At 72.6% G+C, this 16,954-nt stretch carries 7 protein-coding genes; 6 read left to right on the top strand and 1 reads right to left on the bottom strand.

Translation table 11 applies throughout. The features are described 5' to 3' along the window. The 5 genes from ABD369_RS18770 to ABD369_RS18750 form a co-directional block, all read left to right on the top strand. On the top strand, nt 1-12,185 hold a 12,185-nt coding region (locus ABD369_RS18770), incomplete at its 5' end, for an amino acid adenylation domain-containing protein (protein ID WP_425557658.1). Between the two features lie 5 nt (nt 12,186-12,190). Then, nucleotides 12,191-12,406, top strand: coding sequence for an MbtH family protein (locus ABD369_RS18765; protein ID WP_344637585.1), 216 nt, complete (start codon nt 12,191-12,193; stop codon nt 12,404-12,406). A gap of 10 nt (nt 12,407-12,416) precedes the next feature. Continuing rightward, nucleotides 12,417-13,694 carry a cytochrome P450 family protein gene (locus ABD369_RS18760; RefSeq protein ID WP_344637584.1) on the top strand — a complete coding sequence of 426 codons (1,278 nt, stop codon included), beginning with the start codon at nt 12,417-12,419 and terminating at the stop codon, nt 13,692-13,694. 30 nt (nt 13,695-13,724) lie between these two features. Beyond that, entirely contained in the window at nt 13,725-14,459 is a 735-nt protein-coding gene (locus ABD369_RS18755) for an SRPBCC family protein (RefSeq protein WP_344637583.1), read from the top strand. A gap of 33 nt (nt 14,460-14,492) precedes the next feature. Then, nucleotides 14,493-14,681 (top strand): hypothetical protein, encoded by a 189-nt coding sequence (locus ABD369_RS18750; protein ID WP_344637582.1) that lies wholly within the window; start codon nt 14,493-14,495, stop codon nt 14,679-14,681. Between the two features lie 334 nt (nt 14,682-15,015). Here the strand turns inward: ABD369_RS18750 and ABD369_RS18745 are convergent, their stop codons facing one another. After that, complete coding sequence (locus ABD369_RS18745; protein ID WP_344637581.1) at nt 15,016-15,621, bottom strand: hypothetical protein; 606 nt, start codon at nt 15,619-15,621, stop codon at nt 15,016-15,018. Nucleotides 15,622-16,027: 406 nt separating this feature from the next. Between ABD369_RS18745 and ABD369_RS18740 the strand changes: the two genes are divergently transcribed. Continuing rightward, a complete protein-coding gene (locus ABD369_RS18740) occupies nt 16,028-16,882 on the top strand; it encodes an SAM-dependent methyltransferase (protein WP_344637580.1) in 855 nt (284 codons plus the stop codon). Nucleotides 16,883-16,954 lie beyond the last annotated feature (72 nt).

The following is a 16,954-nucleotide window of genomic DNA, read 5'->3' as shown; positions in this document are numbered from 1 at the left end:
CCGAGACCCATGTGGTCACCGCCTACCCGCTGCCGACCGACCCCGCCGACTGCCCGCTGCCGGTACCCATCGGCCGTCCGATCGCCAACTGCCAGGTTTATGTGCTGGATTCGGCCCTGCGGCCGGTCGCCCCGGGAGTGACGGGTGAGCTGTACCTGGCCGGGGCGGCGCTGGCCCGCGGCTATCTGAACCGGCCCGGACTGAGCGCGCAGCGGTTCGTGGCGTGTCCGTTCGGCCCGGCGGGCTCCCGGATGTATCGCACGGGTGACCTTGTCCGCTGGCGGGCCGACGGGGAGCTGGAGTTCGCTGGCCGGGTGGACCACCAGGTGAAGGTCCGCGGCTTCCGGATCGAGCCGGGCGAGATCGAGGCGGAGCTGGCCGCGCACCAGGGCGTGGCCCAGGTCGCGGTGCTCGCCCGCGAGGACCGGCCGGGGGAGACCCGGATCGTCGCGTACGTCGTGCCCTTGGCCGGGAGCGGGCCGACGGCGGCGGAGCTGGCGGCGTACCTGCGCGAGCGGATGCCGGACTATCTGGTGCCGTCGGCGTTCGTGCTGTTGGACGCGTTGCCGCTGACGCCGAACGGGAAGCTGGACCGGGCGGCGCTGCCCGCGCCCGACACCGGGAGCGCGGGGACGGGCCGTGCGCCGCACACCCCGCAGGAGCAGATCCTGTGTGAGCTGTTCGCCGAGGTGCTCGGGCTGCCCCAGGTGGGCGTCGACGACGGCTTCTTCGAGCTGGGCGGGCACTCGCTGCTGGCGACCCGGCTGGTGTCGCGGGTGCGGGCGACCCTCGGGGTCGAGCTGGAGCTGCGCAGTCTGTTCCGGACACCCACGCCGGCCGCGCTCACGGCCCAGCTGCACGACGCCGGCACCGCGCGGAAGGCGCTGCTGCCCAGGCCGCGCCTGGAGCCGATGCCGCTGTCGTTCGCGCAGCGCCGTCTGTGGTTCCTGCAGCAGTTCGGGACGCCCAGCGCCACGTACCACATGCCGTTGGCCCTGCGGCTGTCCGGCGACCTCCACCAGGGGGCGCTGGGGGCGGCGCTGGCGGACGTGGTGGCCCGCCATGAGACGCTGCGAACGGTGTTCCCGCACACCGCGGGTGTCCCGCGCCAGCGGGTGCTGGACGCCGCCGAGGTCACCATCGAGCTGACGGTACGTCACTCGGTTGAGGCGGAGCTGCCGGTGCTGCTGCGGGAGGCGGCGGTGCGAGGATTCGACCTGGAGACCGAAGTGCCGCTCAGGGCCGAGCTGTTCACGCTCGCCCCGGATGAGCACGTGCTGCTGGTCGTCATGCACCACATCGCCGGTGACGGCTGGTCCATGGGCCCACTGGCCCGCGACCTCGCCACCGCGTACGCCACCCGGCGTGGCGGCGGGGCGCCCGCGTGGCCGCCGCTGCCGGTGACGTACGGCGACTACACCCTGTGGCAGCACGAGATCCTCGGCGACGAGCGCGACGCGGACAGCGTGTTTGCCCGCCAGGTCGCCTACTGGAGCGAGGAGTTGTCCGGGCTGCCCGAGCAGCTGCGGCTGCCCGTCGACCGGCCGCGCCCGGCCGCCATGTCGTACGGCGGCGACCTGCTGGAACTCCGGATCGACGCTGAACTGCACGCCGCTCTAGTGGAGTTGGCCAGGAGGTCGGGTGCAAGTTTGTTCATGGTGCTGCTGGCGGCGTTGGTGGCGCTGTACACGCGGTTGGGCGCGGGGACGGACATCGCGATCGGGAGTCCGATCGCGGGGCGTACCGACGAGGCGTTGGACGATCTGGTCGGGTTCTTCGTGAACACGTTGGTGCTGCGGACGGACACGAGTGGCGATCCGAGTTTCGCGGAGTTGTTGGGGCGGGTGCGGGAGACGGCGCTGTCGGCGTACGCGCACCAGGACGTGCCGTTCGAGCACCTGGTGGAGGTGCTGAACCCGTCCCGGTCGCTGTCGCACCACCCGCTGTTCCAGACCGGGCTGGTCGTGCAGAACGCTCCGGGCGGCGACTTCGACCTCCCCGGCCTCCGGGTCTCCGGGGTGACCGTGCCCACCGGGACCTCGCGGCTCGACCTGACCTTCGGTCTTGCGGAGGAACGCGGTACTGACGGCGCGCCGGCCGGAATCAGCGGTGCCGTCGAGTACAGCACCGACCTGTTCGACCGCCCGACGGTCGAGGCCCTGGTCGCCCGGTGGACCAGGCTGCTGGCCGCGGTCGCTGTCGCGCCCGACCGGCCGATCGGCGGGATCGACCTGCTGTCCGCCGAGGAGCGCAGCGAGCTGCTTCCTTCCGTTGAGGGCGGGGTGGCCGCGGTGAGCCCACTGGAGATGTTCGCGGCGCAGGTAGCGGCGACGCCGGAGACCGTCGCTCTGGTCGGCGGCGAAACCGAAGTGACCTATCGTCAGCTCGATGCCTGGGCGAACCGGTTCGCGCATGCGCTGATCGCGCGGGGAGTCGGTCCGGAGCAGGTCGTGGCGGTGGCGTTGCCGCGGTCGGTGGAGTCCGTGGTGGCCATCCTCGGCGTCCTGAAGGCGGGAGCCGCTTATCTGCCGGTGGATCCGGCGTACCCGGAGTCGCGGATCACGTTCATGCTGGAGGACGCGCGGCCGACGGTGGTGATCGACGACCCGGCGCTGGTGGCTGAGGATGACTGGCCGGACACCGATCCGAAGATCGCGCTCGACGTCCGGCATCCGGCGTACGTGATCTACACATCGGGTTCGACCGGCCGGCCCAAGGGCGTCGTGGTCAGCCACGCCGGTGTGTCGGGCCTGGTGGCGGCGCAGGTCGAGCGGCTCGGCGTGGTGCCGGGCAGCCGGGTCCTCCAGTTCGCCTCGCCCAGCTTCGACGCGTCGTTCTGGGACCTCTGCAGCGCCCTGCTCACCGGCGCCACCCTCGTCCTGGCCCCGGCAGAGGCGCCGCTGGAGGCCCTGACGGACCGCCGACTCTCCGTCACCCATGTGACGCTCCCGCCCTCGGCCCTGGCCGCGCTGGACGGTGCCGAACTCACGGCCGCCACGCTGGTGGTGGCGGGTGAGGCCTGTGCGGCGGAGCTGGTGGCACGCTGGGCGCCCGGGCGGCGGATGATCAACGCGTACGGTCCGACCGAGACCACGGTGTGCGCGACCATGAGCGAACCGCTGTCGCCGGGGTCCGGTGTGCCGCCGATCGGCCGACCGGTCGCGGGCTTCCGGGTGTACGTGCTCGACGAGCAGCTGCGCGTCGTGCCGCCGGGGGTGGCAGGGGAGCTGTACGTCGCCGGCCCGGGGCTGGCCCGCGGCTACCTGAACCGGCCCGGGCTCACGGCCGCGCGCTTCGTCGCCAACCCGTACGGGCCGGCGGGCGCGCGGATGTACCGCACCGGCGACGTGGCGCGGCGCCGGGCCGACGGCGAGCTGGAGTACGTCGGCCGCGCGGACCAGCAGGTGAAGGTCCGAGGCTTCCGCATCGAGCCCGGCGAGGTCGAGGCGGTGTTGGCCGAGCACCCGGCCGTCGCCCGGGCTGCCGTCCTCGCCCAGGACGACAGGCTCGTCGGCTACGCGGCGGCCCGTCCCGACGAGGCCGTCCGTCCGGCGGAGCTGGCGGCGTACCTGCGCGAGCGGCTGCCGGACTATCTGGTGCCGTCGGCGTTCGTGCTGTTGGACGCGTTGCCGCTGACGCCGAACGGGAAGCTGGACCGGGCGGCGCTGCCCGCGCTCGAGACGGCGTCCAGGGCGACGGTCCGGGCGCCGCGCACGCCGCAGGAGCAGATCCTGTGTGAGCTGTTCGCCGAGGTGCTGGGCCTGCCGGGGGTCGGGGTCGACGACGACTTCTTCGACCTGGGCGGGCACTCCCTGCTCGCCACCCGGCTGGCTGCCCGGGTTCGCTCGGTGCTCGGTGTGGAGCTGGGGCTGCGCGCGCTCTTCCAGGCGCCCACCGTGGCGGGCCTGGCTGCGGCGTTGGCCGGGGCCGACCGCGTCCGCCCGGCGCTGACCGTGCGGGAGCGGCTGGAGGCGGTGCCGCTGTCCTTCGCCCAGCGCCGGCTCTGGTTCCTGCACCGCATGGACGGCGCCGCCGCGACGTACCACATCCCGCTGGCGCTCCAACTGACCGGGACGCTCGACCGGGCCGCGCTGGACGAGGCGCTGGCCGATGTGGTGGCCCGGCACGAGAGCCTGCGGACGGTGTTCCCGGAGGTCGACGGCGTCCCGTGCCAGCGCGTCCTGGACCCGGCTGCGGCCCGGCCCCGGGCCCGGCTGGCCGAGGTGTCGGAGGCCGAACTGCCGGAGCGGCTCGCCGAGTTCGCCCGGCGGCCCTTCGACCTGGCGGCGCAAGTGCCGCTGCGGGCGGGGCTGTTCGCGGTCGCGCCGGACGAGCACGTGCTGCTGCTGGTCATGCACCACATCGCCGGTGACGGCTGGTCCACCGGTCCGCTGGCCCGAGACCTGGCCGAGGCCTACGCCGCCCGGAGCGAGGGCCGCGCGCCGAGCTGGCCGGACCTGCCGGTGCAGTACGCCGACTACACGCTGTGGCAGCGCGACCTGCTCGGCGACGCCGCCGACCCCCAGAGCCGGTTCGCCGAGCAGCTCGACTACTGGAAGCGGCAGCTGTCCGACCTGCCGGAGCTGGTCCAGTTGCCCGCCGACCGGCCGCGGCCGGCCGTCGCCGGCTGGCGCGGGGATCACGTCGGCCTGGAGCTGAGCCCCGAACTGCACGCCGCCCTGGCGGAGTTGGCGCGGCGCACCGGCACCAGTCTGTTCATGGTGCTGCAGGCGGCGTTGGCGGCGCTGTACACGCGGTTGGGCGCGGGGACGGACATCGCGATCGGGAGTCCGATCGCGGGGCGTACCGACGAGGCGTTGGACGATCTGGTCGGGTTCTTCGTGAACACGTTGGTGCTGCGGACGGACACGAGTGGCGATCCGAGTTTCGCGGAGTTGCTGGACCGGGTGCGGGAGACGGCGCTGTCGGCGTACGCGCACCAGGACGTGCCGTTCGAGCACCTGGTGGAGGTGCTGAACCCGTCCCGGTCGCTGTCGCACCACCCGCTGTTCCAGACCATCCTGGCCGTGCAGAACGCTCCGATGGGCCGGTTCTCGCTGCCCGGGCTGGACGTCGCCACCTACGCGGTGGCCACCGGAACCGCCAAGTTCGACCTGGGTGTGAGCCTCGCCGAGCAGTTCGGTCCGGACGGCAGCCCGGCCGGGATCGTCGGCGCGGTGGAGTACGCCACCGACCTGTTCGACCGCTCGACGGTCACCGCCCTCGCCAGGCGCTGGACGCTCCTCCTGGAGGCGGTCACCGCCGACCCGGACCAGTCGATCGGCGGGATCGACCTCCTCGACGCAGACGAGCGGCACCGGCTGCTGGAACGGGGCAACGCGACCGCCCGTGAGGTGGCGGCCGCCCCGGTGCCGCAGGCGTTCGCGGCACAGGTGGCGGCGACACCGGACGCGGTCGCGCTGGTGTGCGGCGATGTCGAGTTGACGTACAGTCAGTTGAATGCCTGGGCGAACCGGTTCGCGCACTCACTGATCGCCCGGGGCGTGGGGCCGGAGCAGATCGTAGCCGTGGCGCTGCCGCGTTCGGTGGAGTCAGTGGTGGCCGTCCTCGGTGTGCTGAAAGCCGGGGCCGCCTACCTGCCGGTGGACCCGGCGTACCCGCAGTCGCGGATCGCGTTCATGCTGGCGGACGCCCAGCCGGCACTGATGGTCGACGACCCGGCGCTGGTGACCGAGGTGTCCCCATGGCCGGAGACCGACCCCGTCGTCGCGCTCGACGTCCGGCAGCCCGCCTACGTGATCTTCACCTCGGGTTCGACCGGCCGCCCCAAGGGCGTCGTGGTCGGCCACGGCGGTGTGGCGAGTCTGGTCGCCGGACAGATCGAGCGCTTCGCGATCGAACCCGAAAGCCGGGTGCTCCAGTTCGCCTCGCCCAGCTTCGACGCCTCGGTGTCCGAGATCTACACCGCCCTGCTGCGCGGCGCGGCCCTGGTGCTGCCTCCTGCGGCCGAGCCGCTTGCCGCGCTGACCGACTCGGGCCTCAAGGTCACCCATGTGACCGTTCCCCCGTCCGTCCTCGCTGCCGTGCCGGAGGGCTCGGTGACCGTGTCGACGCTGGTGGTGGCGGGGGAGGCATGTCCGCCGGAGCTGGTGGAACGCTGGGCACCGGGCCGGCGGATGATCAACGCGTACGGCCCGACCGAGACCACGGTGTGCGCGACCATGAGCGACCCGCTGTCCCCGGGGGCGGGTGCACCACCGATCGGCCGTCCGATCGCCAACACCCGGGTGTACGTACTGGACGGGCAACTGGGGCCGGTGCCGCCGGGGGTGGCGGGGGAGCTGTACGTCGCGGGCGCGGGTCTGGCGCGCGGCTACCTGAACCGGCCGGGCCTGACGGCCGGACGGTTCGTCGCCTGCCCGTTCTGGGCCGGTGAGCGCATGTACCGCACCGGCGACCTGGTGCGCTGGCGCAACGACGGCCAGCTGGAGTACCTCGGCCGCGCCGACGACCAGGTGAAGGTCCGAGGCTTCCGGGTCGAGCCCGGCGAGGTCGAGGCGGTGTTGGCCGAGCACCCGGCCGTCGCCCGGGCCGCCGTCCTCGCCCAGGACGACCGGCTCGTCGGCTACGTCGTCCCGCGCCAGGACGCGGCCCGCGACAGCGGCCTCGAAGCGGATCACGTGGGCGAGTGGCAGGACATCTACGACGCCCTGCCCATCGCTCCCGAGGAAACCGCCTTCGGGCAGAACTTCGTCGGCTGGAACAGCAGTTACGACGCGAGCCCGATCCCCGTCGAGCAGATGCGGGAGTGGCGGGACGCCACCGTGGAGCGCATCCTGGCCCTGCGCCCCCGTCGGGTGCTGGAAGTCGGTGTCGGCACCGGTCTGCTGCTCTCGCAGATCGCTCCGCACTGCGAGAGCTACTGGGCGACCGACTTCTCCGCCACCGCGATCGACGCGCTGACCGCGCAGGTGGCCCGGCAGCAGGACCTGGCCGGGCGCGTCGTGCTGCAGACCCGCCCGGCGCACGACACCGACGGGCTGCCCGCCGGGGAGTTCGACACCATCGTGATCAACTCGGTGGTCCAGTACTTCCCGTCCGCCGACTACCTCGCGGACGTGATCAACCGGCTGATGGGCCTGCTCGCCCCCGGCGGCGCGCTCTTCGTCGGCGACGTACGCAACCTGCGGCTGCTGCGCCCGCTGGCCACCGCCGTCCAGCTGCACCGGATCGGCGACGGCGCCGACCTCACCGCGGTGCGCCGCGCGGTGGAGCAGGCCGTCAGGGTGGAGAAGGAGCTCCTGGTCGACCCGGACTTCTTCGCCGTCCTGCGGGGGCGCGGCACGGACATCGGCGCGGTGGCCGTGGAGGTCAAGCGCGGTCGGCACCACAATGAGCTGACCCGCTACCGCTACGACGTCACCCTGCACAAGCCGCCGGTCACCCCGGCGGCCCCGAGCCGGCGCGTCGAGCTGGAGTGGGGTCGGCAGGTCGCCGATCTGGCCGAGCTGGGCGAGCTGCTCGCCCGGCCGCACGCGGACGTGCTGCGGATCACCGGGGTGCCGAACCGCCGCGTGGTGCGGGAGTCCGCCCTGGCCCGGGCGGTGCAGAACGGGGACGGGTCGCTCGCCGAGCTGCTGGAACGGCTGCACGCCCCGGAGAAGAGCGACCTCCCCGACCCGGACGACTTCCACGCCCTGGGGCGGGAACTCGACTGCTGGGTGGGCGTCACCTGGTCGGCCACCGCGGCCGACGCCGTGGACGTGGTCTTCGCCGACCCGCGGGCGCTTCACGGCTTCCCGGTCGAGCCGTACCGGCCGGCCCGGGGTGCAGGCAGGGCGCTGTCGTCGCTGACCAACCACCCGACCGGCAGCCGGGGCACCGGTGCCCTCATCGGCGAACTCCGCGACTGGCTGCGCGGGCGGCTGCCCGACTACCTGATCCCGTCGGCGCTCGTGGCGCTGGAGGCGCTGCCGCTGACGGCCAGCGGCAAGCTCGACCGCCGCGCGCTGCCCGCTCCCGACTTCGGCTCGGCCGGAGCCGGGCGGGCGCCGCGCACCCCGCAGGAGCAACTCCTCGCCGAGCTGTACGCCGAGGTGCTAGGACTGGCACAGGTCGGTGTCGAGGACAGCTTCTTCGACCTGGGCGGGCACTCGCTGCTGGCGACCCGCCTGGCCGCCCGGGTCCGGGCGACCCTCGGCGCGGAGCTGGAAGTCCGGAGTCTGTTCGAGACCCCGACCGTGGCCGCTCTGGCGGCCCGCCTCGACGGCTTCGGAACGGCGCGGCCCGCGCTGACCGCCCGGCCGCGACCCGAACGGGTGCCGCTGTCCTTCGCCCAGCGCCGCCTGTGGTTCCTGCACCGGATGGACGGGCCGAGCGCCACCTACAACATGCCCTTCGCGCTGAGCCTGACCGGCGGCCTCGACCGGTCGGCCCTGCACGCCGCGCTCGCGGACGTGGTCGCCCGGCACGAGAGCCTGCGAACGGTCTTCCGCGAGACGGACGGTGTGCCGTACCAGGTCGTGCTGAGCGCCGCACAGGCGCACCCGGCGCTGCCGGTGGTCGAGCTCGACGAGAGCCGGCTGGCCGAGCGGCTGGCGGAGGCGGCCCGGCGCGGGTTCGACCTGGCCGCCGAGCCGCCGGTCCGGGCGGAGCTGTACGCGCTCGCGCCCGACCGGCACGTGCTGCTGGTCGTGGTGCACCACATCGCCGCCGACGGCTGGTCGATGGGCCCGCTCTCCGGCGACCTCGCGGCGGCCTACGCGGCGCGCTGCCGGGGCGAGGAGCCGCGGTGGTCCCCGCTGCCGGTGCAGTACGCCGACTACACCGGCTGGCAACGCGACCTGCTCGGCGACGCCGCCGACCCGGACAGCCTGTTTGCCAGTCAACTTGCCTACTGGAAGGACGAGTTGGCGGGAATTCCGCAGCAGGTGCAGCTGCCCGTCGACCGGCCCCGGCCGCCGGTGGCCTCCCAGCTGGGCGGCCGGGTGGTGGTCCGGCTGGACGCCGAACTGCACCAGGCGCTGCGGGACCTGGCCACCACGCGCGGCGCCAGCATGTTCATGGTGCTCCAGGCCGGCCTCGCCGCGCTGCTCACCCGGCTCGGCGCCGGTACGGACATCCCGATCGGGAGCCCGATCGCCGGCCGTACCGACCAGGCCCTGGACGAGCTCGTCGGGTTCTTCGTCAACACCCTGGTGCTGCGCACCGACACCAGCGGCGACCCCGGCTTCGCCGACCTGCTCGGTCGGGTGCGGCAGAAGGCGCTCACCGCGTACGACCACCAGGACGTGCCGTTCGAGTACCTGGTCGAGGTGGTCAACCCGGTGCGGTCGCTGGCGCACCACCCGCTGTTCCAGATCATGCTGGCCCTGCAGAACGCGCCGCTCGGCGAGTTCGCGCTGCCGGGGCTGGAGACCGGCCACTTGGAGGCGCCAACCGGCACAGCGCGGGTCGACCTGACGTTCAGCCTGGCCGAGCAGTTCCGCCCAGACGGCGGCCCGGACGGCCTGGTCGGCGCGGTGGAGTACGCCACCGACCTGTTCGATGCGCCCACCGTGGAGCTGCTGTTCGAGCGCTGGGCACGGCTGCTGCGCGCAGCAGTCGCCGACCCCGACCGGCCGATCAGCCGGATCGACATCCTGTCGGGCGAGGAACGCCACCGGCTGCTCGGCGAGTTCAACGACACCGCCGCCGAGCTGCCCGAGGCTGCGGTGCCGGAGCTGTTCGCCCGCCAGGTGCGGGCCACCCCGGACGCGGTCGCCGTCGTCGCGGACGGCACCGAACTGACCTACCGGGAACTCGACCTGCGGGCCAACCGCCTCGCGCGGGCGCTGATCCGTCAGGGCGTGCGGCCGGAGACTCCGGTCGCGGTCATGCTGGACCGCTCGGCGGAGCTGGTCGTGGCGATCCTGGCGATCATCAAGGCGGGCGGCGCCTACGTCCCGCTCGACTCGCGCTTCCCCTCGTCCCGCATCGACCTGATCCTCCGGGAGACCGAAGCCGCGCTGGTGCTCACCGAGGACGTTCTGACCGCGCTGATCCAGGGTGAGCCGAATACCTCGGACGTGGAAGTCCGTTGTGACCAAGGGCAGTTGGCGTACATCATGTACACCTCCGGCTCGACCGGGCGGCCGAAGGGCGTGGCCGTCACCCACCGCGACGTCGTGGGCCTCGCGCTCACCCCCGAATGGCACGGCGGCGGGCACGAGCGGGTGCTGATGCACTCCCCGACCGCCTTCGACCTCTCGACCTACGAGCTGTGGGTGCCGCTGCTCAGCGGCGGCCGGGTCGTGGTCGCACCGCCCGAGCGCCTCGACCTCGACCTGCTCCAGCACACGGTCACCGCGCACGGGGTGACCGGCCTGTGGCTGACGGCCGGCCTGTTCCGTCTGGTCGCCGAGGAACGGCCAGGCCTTCTCGCCGGGGTGCGCGAGGTGTGGACCGGCGGTGACGTGGTCTCCCCGGCCGCCGTCGCCCGGGTTCTGGCGGCCTGCCCCGGCATCGAGGTGGTCAACGGCTACGGGCCCACCGAGGCCACGACCCTGGCCACCTGCCACTCGGTGCGCACCCTCCCCGAGCACGCCGCGACCGTGCCGATCGGCGGGCCGATGGCGAACATGCGTGCCTACGTGCTCGACGACCAACTGCGGCCGGTGCCGATGGGCCTGGTCGGCGAGCTGTACCTCGCCGGAGTGGGCGTGGCCCGGGGCTACTTCGGCCGGCCCGGCCTGACTGCGGAGCGCTTCACCGCCGACCCGTACGGGCCGCCCGGAAGCCGGATGTACCGCACCGGTGACCTGGCATGGTGGCTGGCCGACGGCACGCTGGAGTTCGCCGGCCGCGCCGACCACCAGGTCAAGCTGCGGGGCCTGCGGATCGAGCCCGGAGAGATCGAGGCCGTGCTCGCGAGCTGCCCGGGTGTCGCCCAGGCGGCCGTCGTCGCCCGCGAGGACCAGCCGGGCGACAAGCGGCTGGTCGCCTATCTGGTGCCCGCACCCGAGGGCGCTCCCGAGTCGGGCGAGCTGTCCGAGCGGCTGCGCCGCGAGCTGCCCGAGTACATGGTGCCGTCGGCGTTCGTCACCCTGGACGTGCTGCCGCTGACCGCCAACGGCAAGCTGGACCGGGGCGCCCTGCCGGCCCCCGAGTACGGCACGACGGGCACCGGCCGCGGCCCCCGGACGCCGCAGGAGCAGCTGCTGTGCGACCTGTTCGCCGAGGTCCTCGGTCGGCAGCAGGTGCGCATCGACGACAGCTTCTTCGACCTGGGCGGGCACTCGCTGCTGGCCGCCCGCCTGGTCTCCCGCGTCCGCGCGACCCTCGGCGTCGAGGTGGGCCTGCGCACGCTGTTCGAGGCGCCGACCGTGGCCGGGCTCACGGAACGCCTGGTCATGAACGATCCCGACGACGCGCTGGACGTGGTGCTGCCGCTGCGCACGACCGGGACCGGTACACCGCTGTTCTGCATCCACCCCGGCGGCGGCATCAGCTGGTCGTACTCCGGCCTGCTGAACCACGTCGGCCCGGAGTACCCGGTCTACGCGATCCAGGCGCGCGGCCTCGGCCGGCCCGAACCCCGGCCGACGTCCTTCGAGGAGATGGCGGCCGACTACACCGACCAGATCCGCAAGATCCAGCCGGAGGGTCCGTACCTGCTGCTCGGCTGGTCCGCCGGCGGGCTGATCGCCCACGCGATCGCGTGCGAGCTGCAGGCACGCGGCGAGCGGACCGCGCTGCTCGCGATCCTCGACGCCTACCCGGTGAAGGACGTGGTGTTCGAGGAGATGCCCGTTCCGACCGAGCGGGACGTGCTCGTCGGTGTGCTCGACGTCGACCCGGACGAGCTGGGCGATCGGCCGCTGACCTACGGCGAGGTCGCCGAGGTCCTGCGCGAGCGGGGCAGTGCGCTGGCCGGCCTGACGGAGCGGCAGATCGAGGTCATCGTCCACATCATGATCAACAACGCGAAGCTGGCAGTCGACTTCGTCCCCGGCAGGTTCGAGGGAGACCTGCTGCTCTTCAACTCCACGATCGACCGTGCCGAGGACAATGCCGGGCCCGGGACCTGGCGCCCGTACGTCGCCGGCCGGATCGAATCGCACGAGATCACCACCCGGCACGACCGGATGACCCAGCCCGGCTCGCTGGCCCAGATCGGACCGATCCTGGCCGCCAGGCTCGCCGAGGCCACCGGTGACACCCCAACCCGCAACCAGGAGGACTGATCCCCATGACCAACCCGTTCGACGACCAGGACGGCACCTTCCTCGTGCTCGTCAACGAGGAGAACCAGCACTCGCTCTGGCCCCAGTTCGCCGACGTCCCCGCGGGGTGGACCGTCGCCCACGGCCCCGACACCCACGCCGCCTGCCTGGAGTTCGTCGGGCAGAGCTGGACCGACATGCGGCCCAAGAGCCTCGTTGACGCCATGAACGCCCAGCGGTAGAGCGGCAGAAGTGAACCCCACCGACACTGTGGGCGAGACCCGCACCGCGGCGGGCCCAGTGGGGCCCGGTGACCCAGCGGCGGATCCGGAGGGGCCCGGCGACCTGACGGCGGAGATGCACACGCCGGAGTTCCGCCGGGACCCGTACCCGCTCTACGCGCGGATGCGCCGAGAGTGCCCGGTCCACCGCAGCCCGCAGGGTATCTGGTACCTCACCCGGTACGCCGACGTCGAGGCGGCCCTGGGCGACCTGCGCCTGTCCAACGACCGCGACCGGGTGACCCGGGCCCTGGGCGCACTGGGCGGCAACCCGAAGGAGCTGAGCCGGCTCACCAGCCGGCTCGGCAGGGTGATGACCAACACCGATCCGCCGGACCACGCCCGGCTGCGCAAGCTGGTGAACAAGGCGTTCACAGCCCGGCGCGTCGAGGCCCTGCGGGAACGCGTCCAGGCGATCGTGGACGGGCTCCTCGACCGAGCCGTGGCCGCAGGGCCGGCCATGGACCTCATCGAGGCGGTCGCCTCGCCACTGCCGCTGTCCGTCGTCTGCGAGCTGTTCGGCATCCCGCCCGAGGACCGGTCGCGCGTCAAAACGTGGTTCCGTCGGCTGGGCAGCCTGACCCAGGACATCGTCCAGGCCGAGGCGGCCATCGACGAGTTCGAGGAGTACCTGTCCCGGCTCATCCGGCAGCGTCGGGCGGACCCGGGCGAGGATCTGATCAGCGCCCTGGTCACCGCGCAGGCACGAGGCGATCAGCTCACCGACGCGGAACTGTTGTCGACCTGCTTCGTCCTCGTCACCGCCGGCGACGAGACGACCACCCACCTGATCGGCAACGGGACCCTCGCCCTGCTGCGCCACCCCGACCAGCTGGCCCGGCTGCGGGACGAGCCTTCGCTGATCCGCACGGCCGTCGACGAGTTGGTCCGGTACGACACGCCGACCCAGGCGATCATCCGGGTTGCCGCCGAGGACGTCCCGATCGGTGGGGAGACGCTGCGCGAGGGAGAGCTGGTGTTTCTGTCCCTCGGCTCGACCAACCGCGACCCCGAGCGGTTCGACGACCCCGACCGGCTCGACCTGTCCCGCCCCGGCAACCGGCACCTGAGCTTCGGCAACGGCCCCCACTTCTGCCTCGGCGGACCGCTGGCCAAGCTCCAGGCCGAGCTGGCCATCGGCACGCTGGTCCGCCGGCTCCCACAGCTGCGGCTGGCCGACGGGGCGGTCCTCGAATGGCGGCCCAACCCGCTGCAACGGCGGCTGAGCGCCCTCACCCTCACCTACTGACACCTGACCGACGACAAAGGAGAACCGATCATGGCCCGAGAGTTCCAGGTCCGCAGGGAGCAGGAGCTGCCTGCCACGCCCGACCAGGTCTGGCGCACGGTCGCCACCGCCGGCGGCAACCTCGGCTGGCTCTACCCCATGGAGATCGAGCCGCACGTCGGCGGGAAGGTCTCCCGCGGTGACGGGACCGTCGTGGCGTGGGAGCCGCCGCACCACTTCGCCGTCCGGGCGACCAGGGACGGCGGGTTCTCCAACACGCTCAGCTACCACATCGAGGCGGCCGACGGCGGAACGAGCCACCTGCGCATGGGGATCCACTGGGTGCACGAGGGCGTCGTCGACGACGGCTGGGACACCAGGGCGGACGCGGCCGAGAAGCACGTCGACTTCTACCAGCACAGCCTGGCCGAGTACCTGACGCACTTCGCGGGGCGTCCCGCCGTCTACGTCAAGGCCGACCGGCCTGGGCCGAGCGCCGATCCCGCCGAGTTCGCCGCCCTGCGCCGGCGGCTCGGTCTGGCCGTCGGCACGGCCGTCGGCGACCGGCTCTCGGTCGACCTCCCGGGCGGGGACGGCCCGGTGGAGATGGTCGTGGACTGGCTCAGCCGCGACTTCGTCGGCCTGCGCGGCCCGGACGCGCTGTACCGCTTCTTCGACGGGAGCTCGTGGAACTGGCCGATCTGGCTGGGCCACCACCTGTTCGCCGATGACGCGGACGAGCAGCAGGCCACCAAGGCGTGGAACGCCTGGCTCAACGGCGCCTGACTCGTCGAACGACAGACAGCCGGAGGACCTCTGGTGGAAACACTGCTCTTTGCCGCCGAACTCATCGAGGAAGGCGGTACCTACAAGCTCGTCGTGCAGGACGTGGTGCGGGAGACGGTCCAGATCACCCCGGTCCCCAAATCCGCGGTGGACAGGCTCCCGACCTTCCTGTCGGCGCTCAGCGCCAAGCTCAACTCCGCACCGGGACGCGGCCGCTGGTAGACCGCCTCGGACTCCATGAAGCCGGTGCCGTCCGGCGCAGCAGTTCCGGACGGCACCGGCTTCGCGACGACAGCGGCCCAAGGCCCGGCGGTCCCCGTCAGGTGGAGAGGGCATCCGGTTTCCCGGATGCTCCGCCGGTTGAGGCCGCCGCTTCCCGCGGGTCGCGCACACGGCCGGGTGACACCTGCGAGGACTCGAGGACGTCCTCGTGCTCGCTGGTGGGGGCCGGAGTTGGGCAGGGCCCCACAGCTAGTTCCCTGTGCCTGCTGAAGCGGCATCCGTCCAGGTCGGATCCGGTACGCGGGCGGCAAGCGGTCCTTTCATCGCGCCTCGGTCACCCTCGTTGCCAGGTGGCTGCGAGGTGCACGCCGGCGAACGCGAGGGCCGTGCCGGCGGTCAGCGCGAGTGTCAGGGCGGACCAGCGACGGCCGCGGCCGGGGGCGGGTCGGCCGGGCTGGCTGGAACGACGGCGCAGGTCGGCGCCGAGCAGTCGGGCCAGGCGGGGCAGGTGCAACAGGACGTGCAGCGAGGTGACGCCGACCCAGCACAGGAACGCGGCCTTGTGCAGCAGCAGGACGGGAACGGGCCCGGTGTCGCGTCCGACCAGTGCGAGGGTCAGGCCGGTGGCGAGGACACCGACCGTGCTGGCCACCATCAGCGGGCCGAGTAGCCGTTGTGCGAGCGGCGGAGGGCCCTGGCGGCGGTAGGCGGGGGCGCCGGTGTAGTACCGGACGAACCGGTAGCCGGTGCTCGCGAGCTTCAGACAGACGGGCCCCGTCAGCAACAGCCCGACGAAGACGTGGACGGTCACCAGTCGGCTGATGGACAGGATGGTCCAGCCCTGTACGGCAAGCAGCAACACCAGCACCGCACCGGTGACGGCGGTGAGTCGGGCGTTTCCCTCGGGGTTGCCGGCGCCGCCGGGGTCCACGCCATTCACCTGTGGAGCATCGCTCGTCAGGGTCACCAGGCCATCCTCATGCTCGGTCCGGGCGCGGCTCGTCGACCGTGCCCTGTTGGCGGCTCGTGCCGGCGGGCTGCCGGTCGGTGAGCAGTGTGCCTGACGGATGCTGAAGAACCGGTTCAGCCGGCTGACAGGCACGGTGAGCCGTCAGTGGGGCCGAGCGGCCGCGCCGCGTCGAGTATCCCGCCCAGCGCCCAGGCGGCCGGCCCGCGTCGACGTGAAGACGGCCGGACACCGCAGCCGATGTGGCCGCACTGCAGCACGTAGTCGTTGAGCCCGTGCCGCGGTGCGACCCCGCCGTGTACCCGGTCACCGTCGACGATCCACTGGAAAATCAACGTAACGTGGTCACTCGGTAGCGGAACGGCACGAGGAGTGCGGTATGAGCACGGGCGAGGAGAGCGCCGTGGACGCCGTGGAGACGGCGCGCAAGTACTACGGGAACAGCGAGGTCGACGGCTTCTACTCCGTCGTGTGGGGTGGCGAGGACATCCACACCGGCACCTACCGCGACGAGCGCGAACCCATTGCGGCCGCGTCCCGGCGCACCATCGAGCTGGCGGCGGCGAAGATCGCCGATCGGCTCGGCCGCCCCGGGGCCACGGTGCTGGACCTCGGCTCCGGGTACGGTGGCCCGACCCGCTGTCTGGCCGAGCGCTTCGGGTGTCGGGTGGTCGCGCTCAACATCAGCGAGACGCAGAACGAGCGGCACCGCAGGACCAACGCCGAGCGCGGACTCGACCGGCTGATCGAGGTGGTCACCGGCTCGTTCCAGGACATCCCCTTCCCCGACGGTCACTTCGACGTCGTCTGGTCGCAGGAGGCCTTCTGCCACAGCCCCGACCGCGACCGGCTGCTCGGTGAGGCGGCCCGGGTGCTGCGGCCGCAGGGGGACCTGGTCTTCACCGATCTGATGGCGGCCGACGGTGTCGCGCCCGAGTCACTGCGAGCGGTGGTCGCGCGTCTTGGGGTGGACGCCCTCGCCACACCGGAGTACTACCGGAAGCGGATTGCCGAACTCGGGCTGACCCGGATCGACTTCGACGACCGCAGCGGGCAACTGCTCACCCACTACACCCGATTGGAGGAGGAGACCAGGCGAAGGGCGGCGGAACTGCGCCGGATCATCGGCCCCGCCTATCTGGATGAGCTGCTGGAGAACCTACCGCTGTGGGTGGACGCCTGCCGGGCGGGCCGGTTCAGCTGGGGAGTCTTCCACTGTCGCAATGACCGGTAACTTCCCCGCTTGCCCGGGAGGTCGGCTGTTTTCGGCGATCACCCGCCCGAGTCGCCGACAGCGAGTACGCCG

Origin of the sequence: Kitasatospora cystarginea, assembly GCF_039533515.1 — a bacterium.
GTDB classification, from domain to species: Bacteria; Actinomycetota; Actinomycetes; order Streptomycetales; family Streptomycetaceae; genus Kitasatospora; species Kitasatospora cystarginea.
This window is presented reverse-complemented; position numbering and strand designations above follow the sequence as displayed.

Coding starts and splice junctions, on each gene's coding strand:
- ABD369_RS18740 (WP_344637580.1), top strand. CDS start 16,028: ATGAGCACGGGCGAGGAGAGCGCCGTGGACGCCGTGGAGACGGCGCGC.
- ABD369_RS18755 (WP_344637583.1), top strand. CDS start 13,725: ATGGCCCGAGAGTTCCAGGTCCGCAGGGAGCAGGAGCTGCCTGCCACG.
- ABD369_RS18765 (WP_344637585.1), top strand. CDS start 12,191: ATGACCAACCCGTTCGACGACCAGGACGGCACCTTCCTCGTGCTCGTC.